Origin of the sequence: Halorussus pelagicus (assembly GCF_004087835.1) — an archaeon.
Lineage (GTDB): Archaea > Halobacteriota > Halobacteria > Halobacteriales > Haladaptataceae > Halorussus > Halorussus pelagicus.
This window is the reverse complement of the sequence record NZ_CP035119.1, coordinates 485,686-511,858: the sequence shown is the minus strand read 5'-3', so window position 1 is coordinate 511,858 and position 26,173 is coordinate 485,686. Positions and strand designations below refer to the sequence as shown.

The following is a 26,173-nucleotide window of genomic DNA, read 5'->3' as shown; positions in this document are numbered from 1 at the left end:
TCGCAGGAATTGTCCGGACGCTCCGACGAGAAATCGTGCGAACGGTGTCTCAGAGGCATCTATGCACCGATGAAACTCCGGTAATTTTATGATAGTCAGCATCGACAAAAGAAATAAATGACCTCTGAACTCCGCTTTCGCGGGAGTGGCGCGAACCCCAACTTCTCGCAATGGCTCACCGACCGGAAGGAGAGGGGCAGTAACATCCTTCTCACCGGCGAGGTACCTGACGCGGTGTCGGCGCGCATCTCGCGGTTCCTCTTTGGCGGCGACGAACCGCGCCGGTTTCGCGTCCTCGGACTAACTGACCAGTCGATTCGCAACGCCGCGACCCGACTTCCGAGCGACACCTCCTACAACGACCCCGAGACGTGGGTCATCGACCAGCGCCGCGGCGAGCGGTCAGTCCCCGCGAGCGCGGAGAGGTTCGCCCGCGATTCCGAGCCGCTGGAGACCGACGACGCTCGCCAGCTCTGCGAGGAGATTCAGACCGCGATTCGCTTCTACGACGAGCGCGCCGACGGACTCGCCCCCGCGGAACTCCGCGTCGGCGTCGATTCGCTGTTCCCCCTGCTACAGGAGGACCGCGAGACGACCGAGCGCGTCCTGCGGTCGCTCGCCGCGGCGGTCCGGGGCGTCCACGGCATGGCACACTACCACCTCCGGGTTCCCGACGACGACCCGCTCGTCGCGGACCTCATGGACCTCTTCGACGCGCGCGTCGAACTCCGGAAGCGACCGCGACGCAACCCCGAACAGCGGTGGCACGCTCCCGACATCGACGCCGTGACGCCGTGGATGGAACTGTGAGCGCGTCGGGTCGCTCCCGACGCACCGCCAACGTATCGCGCTACGACCGACACATCCGCGCCACCGACCCCCGCGCCTACTCCGCGAACGCCTCGACGTTTCCTTCTCACAACGCTCCCGAACGCTCTAGTTCCGACTGTAGCGCGTAGTGCAGTTCAACCACAGACTCCGCCTGTTCGGTCCCCGCGAGCGTGTACGTCGGCGACGAACGACCGTCCTCGACGTCGCGGCGCTCTATTACCTCGAACGCGAGCAAGACTGACTTGTGGTCGCAGCGGAACCCCGACAGGGAGATGTCCGTGAGGGTACACAGTTGTGCGGCATCTGGGAGAGAATCGACGGGAAAATAGTCGCCGAATTGGCGTGAATACCGACGAAATGCTAGCTATTCCACCTTTTCAGCCGATATAGTCGAAATAGCTAAGAGTCCATAACAACACCGATACCCAAGACGCCGGTAGATGAGCTCAGAAGAATCCGAAGAGAAGATACTCGGCACGACGACAGTCACCCAGCGATGGCGCATCAGTCTGATCAAGGCCGTCCGCGAAGAGTTCGCCGAGGACGGACTCGACGTCGAAGAGGGCGACCGCCTCGTCTACAAACTCCGCGACGGTCAGATCGTCGTCGAACCGGCGTGACCGCGCGACGAGGCCGACCCACACGCCGTTCGTTTACTCGAACGCGAATACCAATCGACGACCCGGAAGACAAAGCATTACGTACCGGGCGGACCACCGTTTCGGTATGACGCTTCGGAAGCCGCCGCTGCGCGACGTACACGACGCCGCGGGAGCGACGTTTACCGAGTTTGGCGGGTGGGACATGCCCGTCGAGTTCGACTCCATCAAGGCCGAACACCGCGCAGTCCGGGAGGGCGCGGGCATCTTCGACGTATCCCACATGGGTCAAATCGAAGTGGCCGGTCCCGACGCCGAGGCACTGATGCAACGGCTCACGTCCAACGACGTGACCGACCTCGGTCGCGGTGACTCGCACTACTCGATGATTCTCGACGAAGAGGGGACCATCCTCGACGACACGGTGGTCTACCGCCTCCCGGAGACCGACGACGCGGAGTACCTCTTCGTCCCCAACGCGGGCCATGACGAGCAGATGCACCGGCGGTGGACCGCCCACCGTGACGAGTGGGACTTCGACGCCACCGTCGAGAACGTCACCGACGAGTACGCGATGTACGCGGTGCAAGGACCGGAGGCCCCGAGCCTCGTCGCGGACGCGACCGACGACTCGCTTTCGGACCTCTCGAAGTTCGAGGGCAAGTATGCCGCGTTCGCCGGAGCCGACTGCTGGACCGCCCGCACGGGCTACACCGGCGAGAGCGGGTTCGAGATTATCGTTCCCGTCGAGTCGGCCGAAGCAGTCTGGGACCTGTTCGACTGCCAGCCCTGCGGACTCGGTGCCCGTGATACCCTCCGCATGGAGATGGGCTTTCTGCTCTCCGGGCAGGACTTCGACGCCGAGGACAACCCCCGGAATCCCTACGAGGCGGGCGTCAGTTGGACGGTCAAACTCGATACCGATTTCGTCGGCTGCGACGCGCTCGAACGCGCCAGCGAGGAGGGCACCGACGAGGAGTTCGTCGGCATCAAACTCGTGGACCGAGGCGTTCCGCGCCACGGCTACGACGTGACCGACACCGACGACCACGTCATCGGTGAGGTGACCAGCGGGACGATGAGTCCGACGCTTGGCGACCCCATCGCGCTGGGCTACGTTCCGGCCGACTACGCCGACCCCGGCACGGTCGTCCGCGTCGTCGTTCGCGGCCAGTCGAAAAAAGCAAAGATTGCGAACACGCCATTTCTGAGTGACCAACAATGAGCTTCGAAGTTCCCGACGACCGGAAGTATCTTGAATCGCACGAATGGGTAGAGAGCGACGCCGACACCGCGCGAATCGGCATTTCTGACTTCGCGCAGGACGAACTGGGCGACGTAGTATTCGTCGAGTTACCCGACGAGGGCGACGAACTCTCCGCGGACGAGGAGTTCGGCGTCGTCGAGTCCATCAAGGCCGTCTCGGACCTCTACTCGCCAGTTAGCGGCACCGTCACCGCGGTCAACGACGCGCTGGCCGACCAACCGGAACTCGTCAACGAGGACCCCTTCGGCGAGGGCTGGATGCTGGAAGTGGAGGTAGCCGATGAGAGCGAGCGTGACGAGCTATTGAGCGCCGAGGAGTACCGCGACCAAATCGAGTAACAAACGCCTTTCTTCTCCGAATTTGTCACGGCGGGGACGACCTGCGTGAGCGGTACTAAATCAGCCGACGGCTTCTGTGACCCGTTTTCGGTATAGTGTCTACTACCCATTATAGACACCACTTTCTTTATCTAGCTATAGTATAAATTTTTTATTTTCTTATAATAAAATTTAATATTGCTGCATTGTTACTGTAGGATGCAATGTCGGATGCAAGTACCCGACGTTCGTTCCTGAAGAAGAGCGCTGCAACCACGACGGTCCTCGCTGGCGGACTGCTCGGCACGGCCGGTTCGGCGTCAGCGTCCACGGATTTCGTGGTCGAGGGGTACAACAATACCAGCGAAGAGGGGCATTACTCGTTCAAAGTCTTCGGTGACTTCGACAGCATCAACGGAGACACCGACGGCCTTTATGACTACATCCCAGTGGAGGATGGCGGAATCATAAACGTCAACAACGTTCCTCCGACGGGAGACGACGAGTACTGGACCATCGAGGGCGGGAACAAGGTAGAGATTCTCGAAGAGACCAACATGAGCATGGAAGTCGTCTAAGCGTCCGTCCACTGCTCGAAACGGATACGAGAGTTTAGCGGTTCGGAAACGACGGCAGTTCCCGAACTCCGCCCCTTTTCGAGGAGTATCGCCACCGCTCGGGACGAATACCCCTATCTTAAAACGGTACACTCCTTAGCTCCGACTACATGAGCGGACGACACGAGTCTGGGGAGCGGGGAAGCCCGTACGCGCCACACACCGACGACGAGACCGCCGCGATGCTCGACGCGGTCGGCGCGGACGACGTAACGGAACTGTTCGAGATCCCCGAGTCGGTCGCGTTCGACGGGGAGTTCGACATCGAAGAACGAAGCGAGCGGGAGGCCGAACGCCACGTCCGGGGTCTGCTCTCGCGCAACGACGACCTGACCGAGTTCCTCGGCCGGGGCCACTACGACCACTACGTGCCCTCGCTGGTGGACCACCTCTCGTTGCGCTCGGAGTTTTTGACCTCCTACACGCAGTACCAACCGGAGGTCACGCAGGGGTTCCTGCAGGCCCTCTTCGAGTACCAGTCGATGCTGGTCGAACTGACCGGTCTCAACATCGTCAACGCCTCGATGTACGACCACGCGACCGCGCTGGCGGAGGCCGCCCTGCTCGCGGCGCGCGTCCGGTCAACCGACGGCGACCGCGTGCTGGTGCCCGACTACCTGCTGGAGAGTCGCCGCGACGTGCTGGAGAACTACACCGACGGCGCGGGTCTCGCCGTCGAGACGTTCGCCACCGACGACGGGAACGTCGATATCGACGCGCTCGCCGAGGCAATCGACGCCGAGACCGTGATGGTCTACGCCGAGAATCCGACCACGCGCGGGACCGTCGAGGAGAACCTCGACGCCATCGGCGACCTTGCAGACGACCACGACGCGCTGTTCTGCCTCGGGTCGGACCCCGTGGCGCTCTCGGTGCTTCAGGAACCCGAGCGCGTCGGCGCGGACGTGGTGGTCGGCGACGCCGCGACGCTCGGTCTCCCCACCGCGTACGGCATGGGTCTGGGCCTGTTCGCCTGCCGCGACGACTTCGTCCGGCAGGTGCCCGGCCGACTCGTCGGCGCGAGCGAGGACGCCGCCAACAACCGCACCTACACGCTGACGCTTCAGACGCGCGAACAGCACATCCGCCGCGAGCGCGCCACGAGTAACATCTGCACGAATCAAGCGTGGGTCGCGCTCCGGACCGCCATCCACGCGGCGTATCTCGGACCCGACGGACTCGTGGACCTCGCCAACGACTGCGTGCGCCTCGCCGACGACCTCGCCGAGCGACTGGACGCCGTCAGCGGCCTGCGAGCGCCGGTTCACGACCGACATCACTTCCGGGAGTTCGTCGCTCACACTGACCAAGCCGCGAACGCAATCGCACAAGACCTCGAAGCGGAAGGGTTCGCGGTCCACGCCGTGGGCGACCACGAAGTGCAAGTCTGTATCACCGACGCGAACGAACACGCCGCGGACAGACTCGTTGCGGCCTTCGAGGAGGTGGCCTAAATGAACTACGACCAAGCGCGTTGGACCGACGGCGAGGTAAAGAGCGGCGAAGATGCAGAGGGGCAGTACGAACCGCTCCTCTCCGAGAAAAACAGCGCGGAAGTCGAGGTCGAGGCGCCCCTGCCCGACGAGTTGACCCGCGACAGCGTCGAACTGCCCGACCTCGAAGAACCGCAACTCGCGCGCCACTATACGCGACTCTCTCAGATGAACTACGGCGTCGAGTCCGGGCCGTACCCCCTCGGAAGCTGTACGATGAAGTACAACCCGAAGTTCACCGAGGACGTGGCCGCGCTCCCGAGCGCGGGAGTCCACCACGACCGCTCGGACCGAAGTTTGCAAGGGACGCTCGGCCTGATGCACGGCCTGCAGGACTATCTCGCTGACATCGGCGGGATGGACGCCGTAAGTCTCCAACCCCCGGCGGGCGCGGCGGGAGAGTTCACCGGTATCTTGGTCGCCAAGGCGTTCCACGAACACAACGGCGAGGGCGACCAGCGCGACGAGATCATCGTCCCCGACAGCGCCCACGGCACCAACTTCGCCAGCGCCGCGCTCGCGGGCTACGAGGTCGTAGAACTGCCCTCGGGCGACGACGGCCGGGTGGACCTCGAAGCCCTCGAAGCCGCGGCGAGCGACCGGACCGCGCTGTTCATGCTCACGAACCCCAACACGCTGGGGCTGTTCGAGCGCGACATCGAGGAGATAGCTGAGACCATCCACGACGCTGGCGGTCTGCTCTACTACGACGGCGCGAACCTCAACGCTCTGCTGGGACAGGCCCGGCCGGGCGACATGGGTTTCGACATCATGCACTACAACGTCCACAAGACGTTCGCAACGCCCCACGGCGGCGGCGGACCGGGCGCTGGCCCGGTCGGGGTCGTCTCGGACCTCGCGGAGTTCCTGCCCGCTCCTCGGGTGCGTGAGGCAAGCGAGGGCGACGGCAGCTTCGAACGCTTCGATCCCGAATCGACCATCGGCAAGGTCCATGGCTTCGAGGGCAACTGGCTCGTCCTCGTCAAGACCTACGCCTACATCGCGCGCCTCGGCGACGCTGGTCTCGCTGACGCCGCCGAGAAGGCAGTCCTCAACGCCAACTACCTCGCCAGTCAGGTGGACTACGACGTGCCCTTCGAGCCGTTCCACCACGAGTTCGTCGCCAGCGCGGGCGACCAAGACGCCGCGGACGTGGCCAAGCGCATGCTCGACTACGGCGTCCACCCGCCGACGACGAAGTGGCCCGAAATCGTCTCGGAGGCGCTGATGACCGAACCGACCGAAATCGAGAGCAAGGACACCTTGGACCAACTCGCCGACGCGTTCAACCGAGTCGCCGCGGAGGACGACGAGACGCTGGCGGACGCGCCGAACCGGACCACGGCGCGGCGCATCGACCAGACCAGCGCCGCGCGGAATCTCCGGTTGTCGTGGCAGTCGCTCGACGGCGACGAAGAGTAGCCAATCGGGCGGAGAAGAGAGCGTGCCGCCTCAGAGGACCGACGCGAGTTCGGCCTTCACGTCCTCCGGTTCGAAGGGCTTGGTGACGTAGCTGTCCGCACCAGCCTTGACGGCCTGTTTCATCTTGCTCTGCTGGTCCACGCTCGTCACCATCACGATGACCGGCGGGTCCTCGCTTCCCTTTATTTGGGAGGTCGCCTCGACGCCGTTCATCTCGGGCATCATGATGTCCATGGTGACCGCGTCGGGTTGGTGAGTCTCGTACTGTTCGACCGCCTCGACGCCGTTGGCGGCCTCCGCGACGACCTCGAAGTCGTCCTCGACCGCTTGGCGGACCATCGTGCGCTGGAAGTCGCTGTCGTCCACGATTAACAAGGTAGGTGCCATTCGTTACTTGTCATGCGATGGAGGGAGGCAGCTAAATAAAACCCAAGGAAGGTCCCCGTCACACCCGCGGGAACCGCCGGTATCTTCCGGAACGCTTTTTCCCGGCGCGGCGGGCTACAACGCCATGCGCGAACTCGCCCTCGACGACCTGCCCAAGCACTCGCCGTGGCCCGCCCGCATCCTCGACCCCGAGGGCGCGGACGACGACGCCGAGTACGGCGGAACCGGCGTCTCGGCCTACGACGAGGTGTACGCCAACCTGCACGGACTCCTCGAATCGAACCCCGAGACGGGATTCCGAGAGCTACAGCGGTCCGCGAATCGCTACGCCGAGGAGAGTCCCGTCCCAATTTCACGGGCCGAGGAACTCTATCTCGTAGACGTGGACGAGAAGCAGACGCTACAGGACGAGGCGCTGGTGGCCTCGCTCGCGGGGACGCTCGACGGCGGCGAGACGGTCGTCTCGCTCGGCTGTGGCTGGGGGTACGAACTCGGCGTCCTCGCGGCGGCCTACCCCGACTGCGAGTTCGTCGGGGGCGACCCCGCCGAAAACGGCGTCGCGCTCGGCCGGGCGCTATTCGGTGACAGAGAGCGCATCCGAATCGAGCCGTTCGACTTCCGAGACGAGACGTGGGACCTGCTGGAGGGCGTGTTGGCCGAGCGCGACCCCGACGACGTGGTGGTGTTCACGCAGGGGTCGCTGACCGCGCTCCCGAGCGTGCGGGACATCGTGACCGAGACGCTGGCGGGGTACGCCGACCGCGTGCGCGAGGGCGTCCACCTCGAACACGTCTACGAACTCCATCCCGAGGAAACTCTGTTGGGACTGCTCCGCCGAGGCTACACCGACCTGCGGGACTACAACGACGACCTGCTGACCTCGTTGCGGGTCGCGGAGGGTATCGAGGTGTCGAGCGCGACCTACGACGTGGTCGGCGGGAACCCGCTCCATCCCCTTTCGGAAATTCGGTGGGAGTGAGTTCGGGTAGTGTCGGTCGGGTTGCAACTCGGGGTAGTGTCCGTCGGGTTGGTGTGGTGGGGTCGATTCTGTTCGTCGGAGAAAAAAGGGACGAGGGTGGTTTCGAGGTGATGGAAGTGGCGCAGAAGCTATCTACTGCCGACTCAAAGGAGTCACCGCGACCGCACAGCACCGTAACCGCGAGCCACACCCTCCCCAACCGATTGCGGTCCTCGGCCGACGGCCTGCGGTCCTCATCCACCGGAAGACAACCCGCGTCTTCCGAGCCTGCGCTCACATCCGTTCGCGCAGACCTCGCGCAGATGGGCGCGTCGCCGACGGCGACGCGCCCGCACGCGCCGGTCGGGTGAGTGGAGTCGAGTGGAAAATCGTAGAAAGAGAGAAGTAGCGAGTAGCAGTCCGAGAAGCCTTAATCGAGGAAGTTCGGCTCGATGGCCTTGCTTTCGATTTCCTCGGCGAGGTGGTCGCGGAACGCCTCGACTGCCACGTCGTCGCGCTCGCGCTCCTCGCGGTCACGCACCGAGATGGTTCCAGCCTCTTCCTCGTTGTCGCCGACGACGAGCATGTAGGGCACGTTGTCGTCGTGGGCCTGCTGAATCTTCTTGCCGACCGTCCACGACCGGTCCTCGATTTCGACCCGGAAGTCGCCCAGATACCGGTTCTGAAGCTGTTTCGCGTAGCCGATGTTGTCGTCGCTCACGGGCAGGATGCGAACCTGCTCGGGGGCGAGCCACGTCGGGAAGTTCCCCTTGAAGTGTTCGATGATGATGCCCATGAATCGCTCGAAGGTTCCCAGAAGCGCGCGGTGGACCATCACCGGGCGGTGTTCGTTGTTGTCCTCGCCGGTGTAGCTCAAGTCCAGTCGCTCGGGAATGTTGAAGTCCAGTTGGACCGTGCCGATGGTCCACTCCCGGCCGATTGCGTCCACGGCGTTGATGCCGATTTTCGGCCCGTAGAACGCGGCCTCGCCCTCTTCGACGTCGTAGTCGAGACCTTCCGAGGAGAGGGCGTCTTTCAGCGCGCCGGTCGCCTGCTCCCAGATTTCGTCGCTTCCGACCGCGTCCTCGCCCTTCGTCTCCAACTTGTACTGCACGTCGAGGTCGAAGTGGCCGTAGATTTCGTCGATAACGTCGAGGACCGACAGAATCTCGCCGCGAATCTGGTCCTTTCGGATGAAGGCGTGGCCGTCGTCCTGCGTGAACCCGCGGACCCGCAGGAGACCGGAGAGTTCGCCGGACTGCTCGTTGCGGTAGCAGGTGCCGAACTCCGAGAAGCGAACCGGCAGGTCCCGGTACGAATACTGGTGGTCGTCGAAGACGTGGGCGTGGTTCGCGCAGTTCATCGGCTTCAGGCCGTACTCGGTGTCGTCCTGCTCCCACGCGAACATCTCGCCCGCTTCCTTGAACGTGTCGTAGTGGCCCGTCGGCTTCCAGAGTTCGGCCTTGTTGAGTTCCGGCGTCCAAACCTCGTCGTAGCCCAACTCGTCGTTCTTCGACCGAATGTAGTCCTCCAACTCGCGCCGGATGGTCATCCCGTTGGGGTGGTAGTGTGCGCATCCCGGCGAGTGGTCGGGGATGGAGAACAGGTCCATCTCTCGACCGATTTTCCGGTGGTCGCGCTCCTCGGCCTCCTCTCTGCGTTCGAGGAACTCCTCCAGTTCGGCCTCGCTCTCGAAGGCCGTCCCGTAGACGCGGGTCAGCATCTCGTTTTCCTCGTCGCCGCGCCAGTAGGCACCGGAGATAGACAGCAGCGCGAACCCGCCGATTTCGCCGGTGGACTCGACGTGCGGTCCTTTACACAGGTCCTCGAACTCGCCCTGCTCGTAGAACGAAATGGACTCCTCGTCGGCGGCCTCGTCGTCCAGAATCTCGCGCTTGAATCGGTTGTCCTCGTAGACCTCGAAGGCCTCCTCGCGCGAGCGCTCGAATCGCTCGATGTCGAGATCCTCCTCGATGATGTCGTAGGCTTCGTCCTCGATGGCTTCGAGGTCTTCCTCTTCGAGTTCGACGCCGTAGATGTCGTAGTAGAACCCGTCGTCGGTCCACGGGCCGATGGTTAGGCTCGCTTCGGGATGGAGACGCTGGAGCGCCTGTGCGAAGACGTGGGCCGCCGAGTGGCGAAGCACGTCCCGGTACTCGTCGCTGGAGGGCGTGACGATTTCCAGTTTCGCGCCGTCGGGAAGCGCGCTTGCTTTGTCCACGAGGTCGCCGTTCACGACCCCCGCGACGGTGTCGCGGCCGAGACCGGGACCGATTTCGAACGCCGCGTCTTCGACCGTGGCCCCCTCCTCCAGTTCGAGTTCCGAACCGTCGGGAAGGACGACCGTAATCTGGCTCATGTTTTGGTTACGGTCCCGGCGAACTGATAACCCTTTCTACACGCGAGTTGAGTCCGTCACTTCGTGCTGAGGTCGTCTCGCCGCGCGAACTGCCGAGGGTCGTCGGGGTCCGGTATCGGTCGTGGCCCAAGGACTCGCAGGGAGCTGTGTGAAGAACATCGAACCGACGACGCGCGCCGCGCTCTCGGCGCGACGAACGCCAAGCGTCCTTCTCCACCTCGAAACACCGGTCTCTCGTTTCTCGCGAGAAATAGCGATTTCGTATATCTGAATGTAGTTTACGAGTTCGCTCTGCGACGGCAGTTCGCGCTTCGAGGTCGTCTCGGGCCGTTCGTCCCGGCTCAAGTCCTGACGACTCACAAATCAGTCGAGCGACTTTCCGACGTTCGGGACCGTCGCTGATGAGTCGCCGAGAATAGTCGAGCGAGCGATGCAACTCTAAAGCAACGAGTAGTCGAGAGGGAGACCGTCCTCAGGCTTGGGCCGAGTCGATGTCGCCGTCGATGCGAACGAACCGGAAGTCACACTCCGGACAGCCCCACTTGGTTTTCTCGCCGAGGTGGAGCGTGGTGCTCGCGGTGCGGTAGAACGTCCGCTCGGTGCCACACTGGGGACAGTCGTGGTCGAGTTCCTGAGCCATGTTCGGAGTTCGAACTGCGCGGCATTTGAGGATACTGGTTTGAGCGCGTGGGTCGTCGTTCGGGGGTTTCGATGCGGGCTACGGTGTGCTGGCAGTCGTCGGGTTCTGCCGGAGAAGAGGTTTCTGAAAGGGCGTAAATTTCATGATGCTATATCAAGTCATCTGCTCGACGCTCCACGACGGAAACCGACTTTGGCACCACATTCTTGCCGACCGACGCCCAACGCTCGGGCATGTCCGTAATCCTGTACGCGCTCGACGGCTGTCCGTACTGCGAGAAAGTCCACGACTCGCTCGACGACCACGGCGTCGAGTACGAGACCGAGTGGGTCGAAGCGCTTCACTCCGAGCGCGACGAGGTCAAGCGCGTTAGCGGTCAGCGCGGCGTTCCGGTCCTCGTGGACGAGGGGCGTGGCGTGACGATGGCCGAGAGCGACAAAATCGTGGAGTACGTCGAGACCTCGCTGGCCTGAGCGAGACCGGAATCGGTGGACTGGCAAGAATTGGGAGTTGGAAGTCGGGAAACGACCCTCGCCGACCGTTCGGGGCGGGAGTTAAGTGCAGTCGGTCGGTAGTCGATGGTATGAAGATTTACACTGGTCGCGGTGACGAGGGCCAGACCGACCTTCGAGACATGTCGCGCGTCTCGAAGGCCAGCCCGCGAATCGAGGCCTACGGCACGGTAGACGAGGTGAACGCGCTCGTCGGGCGCGTCCGCCCGACCGGCCACGACGACGTGGACGGCCACCTCCGGGAGATACAGAACCACCTCCATGTCGTGCAGGCGGACTTCGCCAACCCCGACCCGGACGAAGACGACCCCGCGGTCCGCGAGGAACACGTCGAGCAGTTGGAGGAGTGGATGGACGCCTACGACGAGGAACTCGCACCGCTCGAATCGTTCATCCTGCCCGGCGGCGGCGACGCTGGCGCGCGACTCCACCACGCCCGGACGGTCTGTCGCCGCGCCGAGCGCCGCGCCGTCGCGCTTGAAGCCGAAGAAGATATCAACGCCATCGCCGTCACCTACCTCAATCGACTGTCGGACGCGCTGTTCGTTCTCGGGCGCGTCGTCAACCAGCGCGAGAACGTGCCCGAAGAGTCGCCGACGTACTGAGTTCGGGAGTTGACTTCTACGAGAAAGGACGGGGGGTTTCTTCGGAGCCGTTTTTTGCGGGGTCGTTTCGGTTTGTGGGGTCGTTTCGGACCGATACGTTAATTCTCCCGCGCTCACATGTGACAGGTAAGCATGCGGATACGCGAGTGGAAGGACATCGTCGCAGACGTAGTCGAAAAGGACGTGAACCCCGACGACTGGCGGGCAGTCGGCGGCAAGCGCGCTGGCGGCGTCGGCGAGGACCTCTACCTCGGGCATCCGCGCGGCGGGGTCTACCACCTGAAGACCTACGCGAAGAACCCCTACGAGGTGAAGGGAGTCGGGGCGCGCGTCGCGCGCAAACTCGACGACGAAATCGGGTCGTTCCTTCCCGAACAGAAGACTGGCGGCCGATTCGCGGTCCAAAATCCGCCCGAGAACGAGGACGACGCCGAGCAGAAGGCCAAACACCTCGAAGAGGTCGTCAAGGCGCACGCCGACGCGCCGACCACCCCGGACGACTTCTTCGACGACGTGATGGACGCGCTCGACAGTCCCGCGTTCGGTCCCATCGACTTCGACCGCTACGACCGACCCGACCCCGCCGAGGAACTCTCCAACCGGTTCGAAGAGGCCGAAGACCTCCTGAACGAGGAGTTAGACGACCTCGTCCACGACGACGACGTAGGGCGTGGCTTCCAGTAGTCGGTTCCGGATTTCCGGGAAAGCACCCGCGTAGACGAGTAGGCTTAAGCGAGTTCACCCGCACGGATTCTGCATGAGCGCGACCGATGTTGATAACGACGACACCGGAACTCGCTGGTCGTTCGACACGCGGTGGAGCGGCGTCCTCGAACGCGAGGGTGGCGGAGGGAGCGAAGAATCGGACGACGAAAGAGACGAGCGGCGCTGGCAGTTCGTCCAGATGCACGTCAGCGCGTCGCACGAACTGTAACGATGGTCAGGCCACCATCTTCGGAGGACAAGCGCGAGTCGATGAACCGCCTCAAGATAGCCATCGTCGTGCTCGTCGGTGCCTCAGCCGGTCTCATTACGTTCTCTGGCGGCGGGTCGCTGGTGCAGGTCGTGGTCGCAGTCGGTGCGGGACTGGTGGTCGGCGTGGTGCTTCTTGCGTATCTTGTTCGAATTGCCTGAGAGCGAAAGCAGGCTCCTGAGAATGAGAGCGAAATCAGGCTCCTAAGAATGAGAGCGAAAGCAGATTCCCGAGAATGAGAGTGTTATTCAGGGGTTCACGCGAGCGAGCCACTGCTGGGGGTCGTCAAGCTCTGCGTCGGTGGGCAAATTCTCTGGGCGGTCCCAGACGACCGTCGCGCCCTCGATACCGCGCCGAGCGGCGACCGCCTCGAAGAACGCCTTGCCGCGCTCGTATTGGCGACGTTTCAGGCCGAGTCCGAGCATCCGGCGGACGAGCCGCGAGAGCGGGTCGCCGCCCTGCCGTCGGGCCTCCATCTTCTCGCGGAGGTCGGCGTACTCGTCGTCGAACGCGCCGTCCATCAGGAGTTCGGCGTATCCCTCGACGGCGGTCATGGCGGCGTCCAGTTCCTCAAAGGCGTCGCGGTCGAGGCGGCCCTGCGCCAGCGCATCGACGCCCGACTCCATGCGGGTTTCGAGGTGCTCGGAAAGCCACGGGGCCGCGCCGAACTCCGCGGCGTGCGTGACTTCGTGGAAGGCTATCCAGCGCCGGAATCGGTCGTAGTCCACGTCGAGTTCGCGGGCGATGCGCTCGATGTTCGGCCGGACGAAGTAGAGGGCGTGTTCGTCGCCGTCTGCTAACAAAAGCGGGTCGTACTGCCCGAGGACGTTCCTGCCCAGCACCGACAGCATCAGCGACATCGTTCCGGTGTTGATGGTCCGGGCGACGCCCGGCATGATGTCGGGACCGTGTTCCTCGACGGGTTCCATCACTCGCCGGAACGTGTCGATGTTCGCGTCGATCCAGTGGTGGCGGTTCTGCACCTCGATGGTGTCGGGAACGTCGAACTCCGCGCCGGAGACCTCGCGGACGCGGGTGCGGGCGTCGCGCACGTCGGCCGCGTAGCCCTCCCGCTCGCTCGGCGACATCTCAATCGAACCGGGGTCGGTTGACGCCTTGGCGGCCTCGGCGACGGCGTGCCAGTCGATGGGACCGGTTCCGGAGGCATCGGCAATCGCCCGGACGCTGCGGTAGAGACTCACGGATTTCGGTTGGGGCCGAGCGGTCAAAATCTTTCTGCTGGCTTCGGAAGATAACTTTCGGCGGATGCCGAGGACGACGACGGGCAGTAATATCGAGGGGGACACACCAGTGTCGCGTTTGTAAGAGGGTCGAAAGGGGTTCCGGGGGGTCGGTCGGTTCCTTAGACCCTAACACCACGCTCGCGTATGTACTGTCTCTCTCTGTATAAAAGATGATTTAGAAACACTATATAGGAGTATTAAGCTCTAAAAGCTATATATTCTGTGCATTTACATTCGAGATAGTGGTGTGTGTATTTCTCTAGAAAACATTTTTCCTTACAGACGCGATGAAGGTGTGTCACCGTACCTCTATTTTCGACTCGCTCTACTTCGGTTCGTTTTCGCATCTCTATCTCGGTTCGTTCTCTAGTCGATCCGTTCTCTAGTTGATCCATTCTGTTGTCAATTGCTCCGTCCTACTTCCAGTTGGTCCGTCCCGTTTCTGATGTTCGGGCGGGTCCACTCTTCGACGGTCTCGACTGTCCCACCTCATCCGGTTTTCGACGGCCTTGGCGGTCCGACCCTGTCCGGTTTTCGACGGCCTTGACGGTCCGACCTCGTCTACTTTTTGACGACCTTGACCAACTGACTCCGTCTTCGTTTAAATCCGCGAGCGTCTTTGACTCTTCTAACCAATCAACTCTACCCCCACCCACCCAAACCTCTTACATCCGCGAGGTAGGTGTCTGTCCCAACCGAACACGAATCGATCAGTTCGCGCGCCAGAACATCCGCGAGGGTACCCTGAGTCGATTTCTCACTCGAAGAGGCGACAAACGACGCTGGCCCCACGTTTGGCCCCGAGTTACATCCGCGACGATACCCCCTCCATTTATGTGCTGAAGTACGAAGGGAGTGGCAACTGATGGCTACCGACGACGAGGCGGACCGCGACCCGCTGTTCCGCTACGACGAGCCGATATTCGCCGACGAGGACCTGCTGCGCATCTCTCATCTCCCCGGCCCGAACCGAATCGTGGGGCGCGACGAACACATGCAGAAGGTGGCTGAAGCCCTCAATCCCGCCATCTTCGGCCAAGAACCGACCCATCTCTTTATCTTCGGCAAGACCGGGACCGGCAAGTCGCTCATCTCCCGGAGCGTCTCCAAGCGTGTCGAGAACGAGGCCGAACACGAAGACGTGAACGTCAAGACCGCCTTCATCGACTGCGGGGAGCAGACCACCGAGGCGTCGGTCATCAAGACCATCGGGCGCGAACTCAACGACCCGAACGAGACCGGCATCAAGGTCCCCCAGCGCGGCCTCGGCACCGGCGACTACTACGACCGACTCTGGCAAATCATCGACATTTGTAGCGATGTGGTCATTGTCATCCTCGACGAGATAGACATGCTGGAGGACGACGAGGTCCTGCGCAAACTCTCACGCGCGGGTGAGAACCGACGGGTCACCGACTCGACTATCGGTATCATCGGTATCTCGAACAAGATAGATTTCCCGGACGAACTCAACGAGCGCGTCAAGTCGAGTTTCGCCCACGACGAACTGGTCTTCCCGCCGTACGACGCCCACCAGCTCGTGGACATCCTCCAGAATCGCGCCGATGCGTTCCGCGACAGCGTCCTCTCGGACGACGCCGTCCCGCTGACTGCCGCCCTCGCCGCCCAAGAACACGGCGACGCCCGGAAGGCAATCGATATCCTGCGAAACGCTGGTCGAATCGCCACCAAGCAGGAAGACGAGGAGGTCACCGAGGAACACGTCTACGCCGCCAAGGAGAAGACCGAGGCCGACCGCTTCGCCGAACTCATCGAGGGCGCGCCGACCCAAGCGAAGGCCATCCTGCTTGCTCTCACGCTCCTGACCGAGAACAAGCCCCGCGACCAGTTCCCAACTCAGCAAATCTACCGCCAGTACCAGACCATCGCGTCGGACCTCGATATGGACCCCCTCTCGGAGCGCCGCGTGCAGGAGATTCTACAGGAACAGGACTTCTTGAACGTCATCAACTCCGAGACGAAGGGCCGGGGTCGGGGGCGCGGCGTCCACACCAAGCACCGACTGCTCGAAGAACCCGAAATCGTCAAGAAAGTTCTGAACCGGGACTCCCGAATCGCGGACCTCGGCATCTGAGCGGAGCGAGACGAAGAGATACTCGAAAAATATTAGGGGCATATTACTCCAATGAAGGTATTTCAGATATACCTGCACAGAACTTATACGCCAGAACGTTGCCGTCATATCCATGTCAACGAACGCCACGACGTGGACCGACCCGAACGACTGTCCCTTCTGCGGAACCGAACTTCGGAACCCCGGCGCGGGCTTCATCGACCACATTCACGAGAATCCGGACTGCGAAACCGGGTTCGAGATGTGGCGGAGCAACGTCAACGACGACATCTGCGCTGGCTGGTCCGGATAGGTCTTGAACCGACGTAGCAGCGCGCGAGCGTTTTCTTTTCACGCGAGTTGCTGATAGCCAGCGACTCGAGTCCAGAGAGAATAATATCTTCCTTATACAGATATTCACAAAATTACTAATATTGCAGGAAGGCTTATACCCTCGTCTCGGCTACCGACGCCTACGATGAGATGCCCACAATGCAGCGGTGAACTCGTAGTCGCGCACGGGTACGAATCCTGTTCGACGTGCGGCCACATCCCACCCCACGGTGCCGACTGACCGCTGGTTAGCCACGAGAAACCGAATTATTGACCAAGTATCGCCCGGACGAATGCCCTTTTTCGACGCCGATTCGTAACGGCTCTTTCTTTCGGCGCTGATTCGTAACGTCCCTCCCTTCCACATCGAGTCGGTACCCGAACGACCCGCACCACCGAACCCACCGCCGACCGGCGGAGTTTTTTACCGGCGGGCGCTACCACCGTCCCGTGAACGTTCGGGGAGAAGTCGTCGAAGTCACAGACGTTCGAACCGTCAGCACGCAGTACGGCGAGCGCGACCTCGCGGAGGTTACGGTCCGCGAGGACGCCGGGCACGGAGCGTCGGCGGGGAAGGGAGACCGCAAGCAGGTCACGCTCTGGGGCAAGTGGACCGAGAGCGCCGACCTCCTCGAACCGGGAATGGAACTGCTCGTCACCGAGGTCGAAGAGAGCGAGTATCAGGGCGAGACGACCTATTCGACGGGAAAAAACTCCTACGTCGTGGTGGAACCCTCGTTCCTCGTGGACGTGACCGACGTTCGGTCGTGGGTCCAGTGTCCGCGGATGTACTACCTGAACAAACTCTCGGGGGTTCCGCTCGCGTACCCCGTGGTCAAAGGGACCATCGTCCACGAGGTGTTCGGAGACCTGCTCCGAGGCCGCGATTTGGACGAGTCCATCGACGAGCGCGTCGAGGAGGCCGGACTAGAACTCGGCCTGCTCGGCCGCGAGCGCGACGAAGTCGCCGAGGAGGTCCGCCAGAACGCCGCCGCAATCGAAGGCTGGCTAGCCCAAGGTGCCCTAACCGAAGAAGACAACTGGCGGAGCGAGCAGACGCTCATCAGCGAGCAGTTCGGCATCAAGGGTCGGGCCGACGCGCTCCGGCGCGGGATGCCCGTCGAATTAAAGACCGGCAAGAACCTCAAGCGCGACCCCCGGTTTCAGGACAAGATTCAGGCGGCGTGTTACGCCCTGCTCCTCCGGGAGAAGGGCGTCCCCGCCGACACCGGGACCCTGCTCTACACGAAGAACTCGGCACTCGACCGCACCGAGGAAGACGGCGACCTCTCGCCCGCCAAGGAGTTCTCTATCGGCGACGGCTTGCTGGATTTCGTCGTGCGCACGCGCAACGAAATCGCGGCGATGGAGTACGACGCCGTCGCGCCGAGGGCCGACAACGCTGAGGGTGACCCCGGCGTCCCCACTGGCTACGAGGCCGACGCGACCTGCGAATACTGCTTCGAGCAGGACACCTGCATGGTGGTCTCGGGCCGACTCGACCAAGAGTCCAAGGCTGGCCAAATCGGGACCGCGATTCCCGAAGAAGAGCGCGACTACTTCGACCGCGTCTACCGACTCATCGAGGAGGAGCGGCGGGCGACTCACGCCGAGTACGCCAAGCTCTGGCAACAGACCGCCGAAGAGCGCGCGGACGACGACCGCGCGCTCATCGGTCTCGACCCCGTGGGCCGCCGCCAGCTCGACGGCGGCCGGTGGGAGATGCGCGCCGAGCGCGCGGGCGGGACTGTCTCGAAAATCCGGGAGGGCGACGTGGTGCTGGCCAGCGACGGCGACCCCGTGAACGGCCACGCCGAACTCGCCCGCGTCGAACGCTTGGACGAGGAAGTCGTCGTCACGGCGGACGAAGCGGTCGAACTCCGGCGACTTGACGTATACCCCTCGGAACTCTCGGCCGACCGAATGCTGACCGCCCTGCACGACGCCCTGCTGAAGGGCGACCCGCGCCGGAAGGACGTGCTGTTCGGCCGCGAGGACCCCGAATTTTCGGACGAGCGCGAGACGTACATCGACAACAACGAGGCCCAGAACGACGCCGTGAACCTCGCAGTGAACGCCGAGGATTTCGCGCTGGTCCACGGGCCGCCCGGCACGGGCAAGACCTACACCATCGCGCGGACGATTCGCGCCTTGACAGAGCGCGGCAACCGCGTCCTCCTCTCGGCGTTCACGAACCGCGCGGTGGACAACGCGCTCGAAGCGCTCCGCGAACAGGGCTTCGAAGATATCGTCCGCGTCGGTACCGAGAGCGGCGTCCGCGAGGACATGCAGGACCTCCGACTGGAGAAGGCTGGCGACCCCGGCGAGCGCGTCGCGGAGTTGCGCGAGGCCAGCGTCGTCGCGGCGACCACGGCCACCTGCGGGTCCCGAATCATGCGCGAGCAGTCCTTCGACGTGGCCTTGGTGGATGAAGCCTCGCAACTCACGGAACCAGCGACGCTCGCGGCGGTCAACCTCGCCGACCGGTTCGTTCTGGTCGGCGACCACGAGCAGTTACCGCCGGTGGTGCGGACGGATAGCGAGTCGGTCGCCTCGAACGAGGCGAGCGGCGAGGAACGTAGCGACGACCCGCGAGTGACCGACCTCTCGACCTCGCTGTTCGAGCGTCTCATCGACCAGTCGCCCGAGGCGGGCGTCATGCTTGACCGCCAGTACCGGATGGCCCAGCGGATTCAGGCGTTCTCCTCTCGGGAGTTCTATGACGGCGAGTTGCGCCCCGCGTCGGGCGAGGTGGCGGCCCAACAGCTCGCGGACCTGCCCCACGTCGCGGAGACCGACCTCCCCGACGAGTTGCGGAGCAGAGGCGGCGTCTCGTTCGTGGACCCCGACGGCCGCACGGAGGGCAACACCAACCCCGTCGAGGCTGACCGCGTGGCCGAAATCGTCGCGGACTTCCTCGACGCGGGGGTCGAACCCGCCGAAGTCGGCGTCATCGCGCCGTTCCGCGCGCAGGTCGCCGAAATCGGACGCCGGGTCCCTGACGCCGTGACGGTGGACACGGTGGACCGGTTTCAGGGGTCGAGCAAGGAGGTCATCGTGGTCTCGTTCGTCGCCACCGAAACCCTCGACAGCCCCATCTTCGAGGACCACCGCCGGGTGAACGTGGCGCTGACGCGAGCGAAGAAGTCGCTCGTGCTGGTCGGCGACGAAAGTGCCCTGCGGACCGACGACCGCTACGCGCGGATGGTCGAGTGGGCGCAGTAGTCGTCCGTCAGTGAGTCGAGGGTCGTTCGGTGGCCCGGAAGACCCTCGGCCGCCCCAGACGTGTCAGTTTTCTATTCGGAGTGCCCCCAATGAAAGTTTCCTCCAGAGAGGTGTTTCCGGTACGTTTAAGACTTAGACGGGTGGCGCTAATGATATGAGTGGACGACCGCTCGACGTACTGGAAGCCTCTTTGCAAGAAGAGGTTACGGTGCAATTGAAAGGCGGCGAGGAGTACGAGGGCATTCTCACTGGCTACGACCAGCACATGAATCTTGTGCTGGAAGACACCGAGGAGGAAGACACAACCATTATACGCGGCGATAACCTCGTTTCGATCAACCCATGACTGGCGCAGGTACCCCGAGCCAAGGGAAGAAGAACACGACGACCCACACGAAATGTCGTCGCTGTGGCGAGAAGTCGTATCACACGAAAAAGAAGGAGTGTTCGAGTTGCGGCTTTGGCAAGTCCGCCAAGCGCCGCGACTACGAGTGGCAGAGCAAGTCCGGCGAGTAATCGCCCTCGAACGCTTCTTTCCCTCTGCGGTTTCTCCGTTTTCGCGTAGCCGTTGGTGTGTCGATTCGATTTTCTGGATGTGGCCGAGTTGCCGGAAGTAGAATCGCCAGAACCGAGATAAACGTGTTTTAGAAAGCCTCCGGCCGGTCGCCCCCGGAAGACAAAGCGCGTCTTCCGAGGTCACGCTCGCTTCGCTCACGCAGACACCCAAACGGAGGTTTGTGGTAGCGAGCGCGCTCCGGTGGAGTGTCACCGAGCGTTCGCTGGCGGAGGCGTCACCGAGTGTTCGCTGGCGGAGGCGTCACCGAGCGTTCGCTGGCGGAGGCGTCACCGAGTGTTTCCTCGTGGAACGTCCCACCGAGCGCACCCGATGTCGCCGGACCGGCGGCATCGGTGCCGGAACCGGAGGTTTCAGCGCCGCAACCGAAAGTATACACGAATGTGAATACTTTTTGTCTTCCACCCCGAATTTTCGGCACGATAGCGAGGGTTTTTACTACGGTGGCGCAGTAGCTTCGTTCATGCCAAACGGCCGGGACGCGGCCCGAAGCGGTTCGACCGAGAACGCCCAGTCGGGGGAGTCAGATGCGGCCTCCGCGGGGGAGACGGCCCCGGACCTGTCGGGTCCGACCGAGAAGTGTGGCGTCGTCGGCGTCTCGCTCGAAGAGCGGGACGCCGCGCGCCCCCTCTACTACTCGCTGTACGCGCTCCAACATCGCGGACAGGAGTCGGCGGGAATCGTCACCCACGACGGGTTCCAACAGCACGACCACGTCGAGATGGGTCTCGTCGGCGACGCCTTCGACCAGTCGGACGTGGAGTCCCTGCGCGGGAGCGCGGGCATCGGCCACGTCCGGTACCCCACCGCGGGGAGCGTGGACAAGTCCTGCGCGCAACCGTTCACCGTCTCGTTCCGGAGCGGTGCCTTGGGCCTGAGTCACAACGGGAACCTCGTCAACGCCGAGGAGGTCCGCAACGAGTTGGCCGCGGAGGGCCACGCGTTCACCTCCGACGGCGACACCGAGGTCATCGCCCACGACCTCGCGCGCAACCTGCTGGAGGCCGACCTCGTGCGCGCCGTCAAGCGCACGATGGGTCGCATCCACGGGTCGTACTCGCTGACCATCATGCACGACGACACCGTGCTGGGGGTCCGAGACCCCGAGGGCAACCGCCCGCTCTGCATCGGCGAACTGGACGACGGCTACGTCCTCGCCAGCGAGTCGGCGGCCATCGACACCCTCGACGGCGAACTCGTCCGCGACGTGCGGCCGGGCGAACTCGTCGTCCTCCAACCGAACGGCGAGGGGTTCGACTCCTACCAACTGTTCGAGCGCGAGCAGACGGCCCACTGCTTTTTCGAACACGTCTACTTCGCGCGCCCGGACAGCGTCATCGACGACCACCTCGTCTACGAGGTCCGCCGCGAGTTGGGCCGTAAGCTCTGGGAGGAGAGCGGCATCGACACCGACGTGGTGATGCCCGTCCCCGACTCCGGGCGGGCCTTCGCTGGCGGGTACGCCGAGGCCGCCCAAGACGACGGCGCGACCGTCGAGTTCGCCGAGGGCCTGATGAAGAACCGCTACGTCGGCCGGACGTTCATCATGCCCACGCAGGACGAGCGCGAGCGCGCGGTCCGCCTCAAACTCAACCCTATCAAGTCCACCGTCGAAGGCAAGACCGTCACCATCATCGACGACTCCATCGTCCGCGGGACCACCTCGACGCAACTCGTCGCCCTGCTCAAGGACTGCGGCGCGGAGGAGGTCCACATGCGCGTCGGCGCGCCGCCCATCGTCGCGCCCTGCTACATGGGCATCGACATGGCGACCCGCGAGGAACTCATCGCGGCCGACAAATCCGTCGAGGAGATTCGGGAGGCCATCGAGGCAGACAGTCTCGCGTACCTCTCGAACGAGGCGGTCGCCGACGCCCTCGACAGCGAGCGCGCGGACCTCTGTATGGGGTGTGTCACGGGCGAGTACCCCTACGACATCGAGGGCGAGACGACCGACCGCGACGTGACCCGGCCCGAGGTCGGGACGCCCGCGAACGCGGACGACTGAGCGGTTCGACTGGGACTTTCTCGGTCTCGCTCGGCCACAGTTGCTACCCGTCTCGAAGCCGACGGGTTCGGCATGGTCGAAGAAGACCTCGGCGAGGCGACCATCGTCTACGAGGGACCGGACGGCGAGACTGTCGAGCAGAACGTCGAGAACGAACACGTCGCCTACTTTCAGGACCACTGGATACTCAAGACCGGCGAGGACGACCGAGGCCGCGACCTCGTACGCCGCATCCCCGCCTCGCGGGTGTACCACGTCGAGCGCACCGTCGAGCAGTTCGAGGAGGAGGTCAGCACGCTCCGGGACCAAGTGGAGTCGGTCGCCGACGACCTGCGGACGAGACTCCTCGGCAGTGGCGGCGACGAGCGCGGGAGCGACAGCGAGTCCCCGAGCAGAAGCGAGAGCATCAGCATCGAGGTGGAGCGTGGTGAAGAGGACGAACCTCCCGGAAGCGACGAACTCGGCGGGACCGACGACGCGGACGAAGACGACGACTCCAGCGACGAGCGATAGCGTTCGAAGCGAGACCGAAGCGAGAGCGCGGAGTTCGCTTCGCACATCTGACCGCGTTGTGGGGTCTCGCGGGCACAACGGTTAATCCGCGCGAGACCGTCGAAGACGAAAATGGCTCAGGGTCCCGACTCACGAGACGAGACCTCGTCCCGCGAGGAAAGCGGTGAGGGCGGCGAAATCGGCGAGAACACCGAAAAATCGGGCGTTCGCTCGCGGACAGAACTCAGGCGAGTGCAGGTCCGCCAACCCCGACACGCGCTCGAAATCGGGCAAAACGACCGCATCGTCGCCAGTCACTACTACAAGACTGACGACGTGTGGGACGTTCTGCTAGAAACGTACGACGAGACAGAGCGCACTGACACCGAGACCTAGAGATACAACAGCAGGTACACGACGACGCCGAGTCCGAACGAAGTCATCCACAGCGAGGCCGCGACTCGACCCACCCGCGGATGGTTCGTCGCCGGGAGTTCCGAGACCGGCCGGGTCAGCGCGAGCAGGAGGACGTAGTAGAGAAGCGGGATACAGACCACCGCGAGCAGGATGTGAACTCCCAGAATCGGGTAGTAGACGAACTGCTCGACCATCGCGGACCCCTCGAAGTCGGTCGGTCCGAGGAGCGCGACGCGATAGAGGTAGAGGGCCAGAAACGCCGCGAACAGGACGACGCCCGCCAGCATGCCTTTGCGGTGGCGCTCGACGTTACCACGCCGAATCGCGCGCCACGACGCCCCGACGACGACGAACGCGACCGTGCTGATGACGGCGTTGACGTGCGGGATGGCCGACAGTACGGCGTCGGGCGCTCGGGGGAGCACGCCCGCGGGCACGACGCGGAGCGCGGCCGCGAACACCAGCGCGAGCGAGACGACGGTCAGTAACCCGGTCACTGCGGGGACGTGGCGCTCGACGAATCGTTGCATATCCGGACGTTAGAAGCGGTCCGACATACGCCTTGCCGTGTGTCTCGAACGCGCTGTGGGTCGGCGTCGGCGAGCATTCGACCCGCGCCGACGGTCGGCGATATCACCGTGCGGGTACGTGCCGTCCCGTCCTCGAAACGAAAGGCCTTTTATCCGCTTGGCCACTACAATTGAGTGCAGAGAAAGACACAGCAAGCGTGGGTAGCCAAGCTAGGCCAACGGCGCAGCGTTGAGGGCGCTGTCCCGTAGGGGTCCGCCGGTTCAAATCCGGTCCCACGCATCGCAAGCGCGACACACTCGCGCACAGGATGCAGGTGGAGTCCCTTGGGACTGCACCCACGCACAATTCCTTTCGGACGCTACATTTCTAGTGACTACTCCGCGATGCACCGTGGGCGCTGTCCCGTAGGGGTCCGCCGGTGAGCAGTCGGCGGTGTTGACTGCGAACGTCGTCACGGAGCGAAGCGGAGTGACGGAAGTTCAAATCCGGTCCCACGCATCGCAAGCGCGACACACTCGCGCACAGGATGCAGGTGGAGTCCCTTGGGACTGCACCCACGCACAATTCCTTTCGGACGCTAACTTTCGAGCGACGACTCTATTCTGTCGAATCGGGCCTACGTCGAAAAACTGCAAAAGCGGAGCGGCGGCGCTACAGTCCCTCGAACGCCCGAATATCCTCGCGCCACGATTCCGGAATCGGCCGCGAGGATTTGGTCTCCCTATCGACCGCGACCTGCACCGTCTCGCCGGTGGCCGCGACCTCGCCGTCGGCCCGGACTTCGTACTCCATCGGCATCGAACTCTCGCCGAGTTCCGGGACGCGCATGGCAACGGTCACGTCGTGGTCTATCTCGACCGGTCGCCGGAAGTCGATTTCGAGGCTGGCCAGCACCGACTCGATCTCGCGGAGCGGCACGTCCAGCACTTCCTCGAAGTAGGCCACTCGGGCCTGCTCGAAGTAATTAGCGTAGACGGCGTTGTTTACGTGCTCCATCGTGTCGAGGTCGCGGTAGCGAACGTCCACGTCGTGAGTAAACGAGTAATCGCTCATCGGTTGTCGGTCCGAGCGGAGGACAGTTCGGTCTGTCGCTTCCGGAACTCTGGGTTTTCGCGGGCCGACTTATCGGTAGGTTCGCTTCAGGTACTCGTCGATGTCCGCGACTAGCTCCGGGTCGTAGGTCCAGAAGCCTCGGAACGTCTCGGAGTCGGTCTCGGTTTCCTCGGCGAGGAGCGCGCAGGCCTGTCGTTCGTCGTCGCCGCCGTCGAAGACGACGAACCAGAACGCGCCGATTTCCTCGGCGGTCTCGGCGTGGACGGTCACGCCCGGCACGTCCGGGGTCCAGTCGAAGTCGCCGTAGACGTGTACGTCCAGCAGAGTTTCGGTGGCCAGCGCCTCGTACACGTCGCGCTGGGCGTCCAACGCGCGGGCCGACTGAAAACCAGTTCGGAGCGTGCCGTGGCCGACGCGGTGCGCTCGGTCTTCGAACTCCCGACTGGCCGCGAGCAGGTGGCGCTTCTCGAAGGCGACGAACGTGGTCTCGGCGAGCAGGTTCATCGTCGCACGCAGCGCCTCGCTCGCGCCGGGTTCGAGGTCCGCGTCGGTCGGCGAGACGAGGTGGCGCACCGAAGTCATGGCCGCGCTCCCGGCGAACTCGCCGTCCACGTTCAGGACGACGAATCCGCCGCTCCCGTCGTCCGGAATCGGTTCGTACTCGACGGAGACGTTCCGGGTCTCGAAGTAACTCTCGACCGACTCACACGGCCGAGGCGAGAATACCGTGATGCGTCTGCGCGCCGAGACCGCCTCGTCGAGAAACTCACAGAGCATCGTCGGTCCTTGAGTCGTGCCAGTCGGCGTCGCCGGGCGACGCCGACCCGGATTCGCGCCGTCGCTGGCCGAGCGAGCGCGCCAGTACGGTTTCGAGCAGTTCCGGCACCTCGGCAAGTTCGACCCTGCCGGTCTCCCGGTCGTACCGGACGAACCCCTCGCGTTCGAGTCGCGGCAGATGGGTGTGGTGGAGCGCCACAAGAACGGCTTCGCGGTCCTCGGGTGTTACCACTGCGGTCGAGTTCGCGTTCACCTGCGTCCACCCCGCGACCACGGTCGCCAGCGTTTCGAGGTCGGACTCACCCCACTCGGAGAGGGCGTAGAGCGCGTAGCGGCGGCAGTCCTCCGAGACGGTCTCGAACACCGTGTTGACTAACTCCGAGGCATCGGCCTCAGTCGATTCGTCCGCCATTACCTTGATTATTGTTGGCACACAGAAAAGAGTGTTTGGGTCGATGCTCCGTC

The 26,173-nt window shown here is 63.5% G+C and carries 29 protein-coding genes and 1 tRNA gene; 22 read left to right on the top strand and 8 right to left on the bottom strand.

What is annotated here, in order from left to right; all coding sequences use genetic code 11:
* Positions 1-117 precede the first annotated feature (117 nt).
* The 7 genes from EP007_RS02625 (at position 118) to gcvPB (ending at position 6,546) form a co-directional block, all read left to right on the top strand.
* Entirely contained in the window at positions 118-810 is a 693-nt protein-coding gene (locus EP007_RS02625) for a DUF7504 family protein (protein ID WP_128476170.1), read from the top strand.
* A gap of 461 nt (positions 811-1,271) precedes the next feature.
* A complete protein-coding gene (locus tag EP007_RS02620) occupies positions 1,272-1,451 on the top strand; it encodes a hypothetical protein (protein WP_128476169.1) in 180 nt (59 codons plus the stop codon).
* Positions 1,452-1,557: 106 nt separating this feature from the next.
* Positions 1,558-2,655, top strand: a complete 1,098-nt coding sequence (gene gcvT / locus EP007_RS02615; protein ID WP_128476168.1) for a glycine cleavage system aminomethyltransferase GcvT — start codon at positions 1,558-1,560, stop codon at positions 2,653-2,655.
* The gene (gene gcvH / locus EP007_RS02610) at positions 2,652-3,035 is read left to right on the top strand and encodes a glycine cleavage system protein GcvH (protein ID WP_128476167.1); all 384 of its coding nucleotides are present in this window, start codon (positions 2,652-2,654) and stop codon (positions 3,033-3,035) included. The genes gcvT and gcvH overlap by 4 nt, the downstream gene beginning before the upstream one ends.
* A gap of 203 nt (positions 3,036-3,238) precedes the next feature.
* Positions 3,239-3,592, top strand: a complete 354-nt coding sequence (locus tag EP007_RS02605) for a twin-arginine translocation signal domain-containing protein (protein ID WP_128476166.1) — start codon at positions 3,239-3,241, stop codon at positions 3,590-3,592.
* A 149-nt stretch (positions 3,593-3,741) separates the two neighbouring features.
* Positions 3,742-5,085, top strand: a complete 1,344-nt coding sequence (gcvPA, locus tag EP007_RS02600; protein ID WP_128476165.1) for an aminomethyl-transferring glycine dehydrogenase subunit GcvPA — start codon at positions 3,742-3,744, stop codon at positions 5,083-5,085.
* Complete coding sequence (gcvPB, locus tag EP007_RS02595) at positions 5,086-6,546, top strand: aminomethyl-transferring glycine dehydrogenase subunit GcvPB (protein WP_128476164.1); 1,461 nt, start codon at positions 5,086-5,088, stop codon at positions 6,544-6,546. It abuts the gene before it with no gap.
* A gap of 30 nt (positions 6,547-6,576) precedes the next feature.
* Here gcvPB and EP007_RS02590 read toward each other — a convergent pair whose 3' ends face one another.
* Positions 6,577-6,933 carry a response regulator gene (locus EP007_RS02590; protein ID WP_128476163.1) on the bottom strand — a complete coding sequence of 119 codons (357 nt, stop codon included), beginning with the start codon at positions 6,931-6,933 and terminating at the stop codon, positions 6,577-6,579.
* Between the two features lie 124 nt (positions 6,934-7,057).
* Here EP007_RS02590 and EP007_RS02585 point away from each other — a divergent pair, with 124 nt between their 5' ends.
* Positions 7,058-7,912, top strand: coding sequence for a class I SAM-dependent methyltransferase (locus EP007_RS02585; RefSeq protein ID WP_128476162.1), 855 nt, complete (start codon positions 7,058-7,060; stop codon positions 7,910-7,912).
* Between the two features lie 409 nt (positions 7,913-8,321).
* On the opposite strand, the gene thrS is transcribed toward EP007_RS02585, so the two are convergent.
* Complete coding sequence (thrS, locus tag EP007_RS02580; RefSeq protein ID WP_128476161.1) at positions 8,322-10,250, bottom strand: threonine--tRNA ligase; 1,929 nt, start codon at positions 10,248-10,250, stop codon at positions 8,322-8,324.
* Between the two features lie 472 nt (positions 10,251-10,722).
* Positions 10,723-10,890, bottom strand: coding sequence for a DUF7838 family putative zinc beta-ribbon protein (locus EP007_RS17285; protein WP_166035410.1), 168 nt, complete (start codon positions 10,888-10,890; stop codon positions 10,723-10,725).
* A gap of 233 nt (positions 10,891-11,123) precedes the next feature.
* On the opposite strand from EP007_RS17285, the gene EP007_RS02575 reads away from it, so the two are divergent.
* The 5 genes from EP007_RS02575 (at position 11,124) to EP007_RS02560 (ending at position 13,141) form a co-directional block, all read left to right on the top strand.
* Positions 11,124-11,363 carry a glutaredoxin family protein gene (locus EP007_RS02575; protein ID WP_128476160.1) on the top strand — a complete coding sequence of 80 codons (240 nt, stop codon included), beginning with the start codon at positions 11,124-11,126 and terminating at the stop codon, positions 11,361-11,363.
* Positions 11,364-11,473: 110 nt separating this feature from the next.
* Complete coding sequence (locus tag EP007_RS02570) at positions 11,474-12,007, top strand: cob(I)yrinic acid a,c-diamide adenosyltransferase (protein ID WP_128476159.1); 534 nt, start codon at positions 11,474-11,476, stop codon at positions 12,005-12,007.
* Between the two features lie 132 nt (positions 12,008-12,139).
* On the top strand, positions 12,140-12,691 hold the full coding sequence (locus tag EP007_RS02565; protein ID WP_128476158.1) for a hypothetical protein: 552 nt from the start codon (positions 12,140-12,142) through the stop codon (positions 12,689-12,691).
* Positions 12,692-12,764: 73 nt separating this feature from the next.
* Complete coding sequence (locus tag EP007_RS17280; RefSeq protein WP_166035408.1) at positions 12,765-12,941, top strand: hypothetical protein; 177 nt, start codon at positions 12,765-12,767, stop codon at positions 12,939-12,941.
* Between the two features lie 2 nt (positions 12,942-12,943).
* On the top strand, positions 12,944-13,141 hold the full coding sequence (locus EP007_RS02560; RefSeq protein WP_128476157.1) for a hypothetical protein: 198 nt from the start codon (positions 12,944-12,946) through the stop codon (positions 13,139-13,141).
* An 87-nt stretch (positions 13,142-13,228) separates the two neighbouring features.
* Here EP007_RS02560 and EP007_RS02555 read toward each other — a convergent pair whose 3' ends face one another.
* Positions 13,229-14,182: a zinc-dependent metalloprotease gene (locus EP007_RS02555; protein WP_128476156.1), complete on the bottom strand. Its 954-nt coding sequence runs from the start codon at positions 14,180-14,182 to the stop codon at positions 13,229-13,231.
* A 907-nt stretch (positions 14,183-15,089) separates the two neighbouring features.
* Between EP007_RS02555 and EP007_RS02550 the strand changes: the two genes are divergently transcribed.
* From EP007_RS02550 to EP007_RS02515, 8 genes are all read left to right on the top strand, one after another.
* Positions 15,090-16,319, top strand: coding sequence for a Cdc6/Cdc18 family protein (locus EP007_RS02550; RefSeq protein WP_128476155.1), 1,230 nt, complete (start codon positions 15,090-15,092; stop codon positions 16,317-16,319).
* A 112-nt stretch (positions 16,320-16,431) separates the two neighbouring features.
* Positions 16,432-16,611 carry a DUF7501 family protein gene (locus EP007_RS02545; protein ID WP_128476154.1) on the top strand — a complete coding sequence of 60 codons (180 nt, stop codon included), beginning with the start codon at positions 16,432-16,434 and terminating at the stop codon, positions 16,609-16,611.
* 470 nt (positions 16,612-17,081) lie between these two features.
* On the top strand, positions 17,082-19,856 hold the full coding sequence (locus tag EP007_RS02540; protein WP_128476153.1) for an AAA domain-containing protein: 2,775 nt from the start codon (positions 17,082-17,084) through the stop codon (positions 19,854-19,856).
* Between the two features lie 154 nt (positions 19,857-20,010).
* Positions 20,011-20,202: an LSM domain-containing protein gene (locus EP007_RS02535; RefSeq protein ID WP_128476152.1), complete on the top strand. Its 192-nt coding sequence runs from the start codon at positions 20,011-20,013 to the stop codon at positions 20,200-20,202.
* Complete coding sequence (locus EP007_RS02530; protein ID WP_128476151.1) at positions 20,199-20,372, top strand: 50S ribosomal protein L37e; 174 nt, start codon at positions 20,199-20,201, stop codon at positions 20,370-20,372. Before EP007_RS02535 ends, EP007_RS02530 begins: the two co-directional genes overlap by 4 nt.
* Before the next feature lie 521 nt (positions 20,373-20,893).
* Positions 20,894-22,438 (top strand): amidophosphoribosyltransferase, encoded by a 1,545-nt coding sequence (gene purF, locus EP007_RS02525; RefSeq protein WP_128476150.1) that lies wholly within the window; start codon positions 20,894-20,896, stop codon positions 22,436-22,438.
* A 72-nt stretch (positions 22,439-22,510) separates the two neighbouring features.
* Positions 22,511-22,951 carry a hypothetical protein gene (locus EP007_RS17865; RefSeq protein WP_243700429.1) on the top strand — a complete coding sequence of 147 codons (441 nt, stop codon included), beginning with the start codon at positions 22,511-22,513 and terminating at the stop codon, positions 22,949-22,951.
* A gap of 111 nt (positions 22,952-23,062) precedes the next feature.
* The gene (locus EP007_RS02515) at positions 23,063-23,326 is read left to right on the top strand and encodes a hypothetical protein (RefSeq protein ID WP_128476149.1); all 264 of its coding nucleotides are present in this window, start codon (positions 23,063-23,065) and stop codon (positions 23,324-23,326) included.
* On the opposite strand, the gene EP007_RS02510 is transcribed toward EP007_RS02515, so the two are convergent.
* Positions 23,323-23,877 carry a DUF420 domain-containing protein gene (locus EP007_RS02510; protein WP_128476148.1) on the bottom strand — a complete coding sequence of 185 codons (555 nt, stop codon included), beginning with the start codon at positions 23,875-23,877 and terminating at the stop codon, positions 23,323-23,325. The genes EP007_RS02515 and EP007_RS02510 overlap by 4 nt on opposite strands.
* A gap of 195 nt (positions 23,878-24,072) precedes the next feature.
* Between EP007_RS02510 and EP007_RS02505 the strand changes: the two genes are divergently transcribed.
* Positions 24,073-24,157, top strand: a tRNA-Leu gene (locus EP007_RS02505).
* A 372-nt stretch (positions 24,158-24,529) separates the two neighbouring features.
* Here EP007_RS02505 and EP007_RS02500 read toward each other — a convergent pair.
* The 3 genes from EP007_RS02500 to EP007_RS02490 form a co-directional block, all read right to left on the bottom strand.
* Positions 24,530-24,931: an acyl-CoA thioesterase gene (locus EP007_RS02500; RefSeq protein ID WP_128476147.1), complete on the bottom strand. Its 402-nt coding sequence runs from the start codon at positions 24,929-24,931 to the stop codon at positions 24,530-24,532.
* Positions 24,932-25,000: 69 nt separating this feature from the next.
* Positions 25,001-25,708 (bottom strand): DICT sensory domain-containing protein, encoded by a 708-nt coding sequence (locus tag EP007_RS02495; protein WP_128476146.1) that lies wholly within the window; start codon positions 25,706-25,708, stop codon positions 25,001-25,003.
* The gene (locus tag EP007_RS02490; protein ID WP_128476145.1) at positions 25,698-26,120 is read right to left on the bottom strand and encodes a DUF7344 domain-containing protein; all 423 of its coding nucleotides are present in this window, start codon (positions 26,118-26,120) and stop codon (positions 25,698-25,700) included. Before EP007_RS02490 ends, EP007_RS02495 begins: the two co-directional genes overlap by 11 nt.
* Positions 26,121-26,173: the final 53 nt, after the last annotated feature.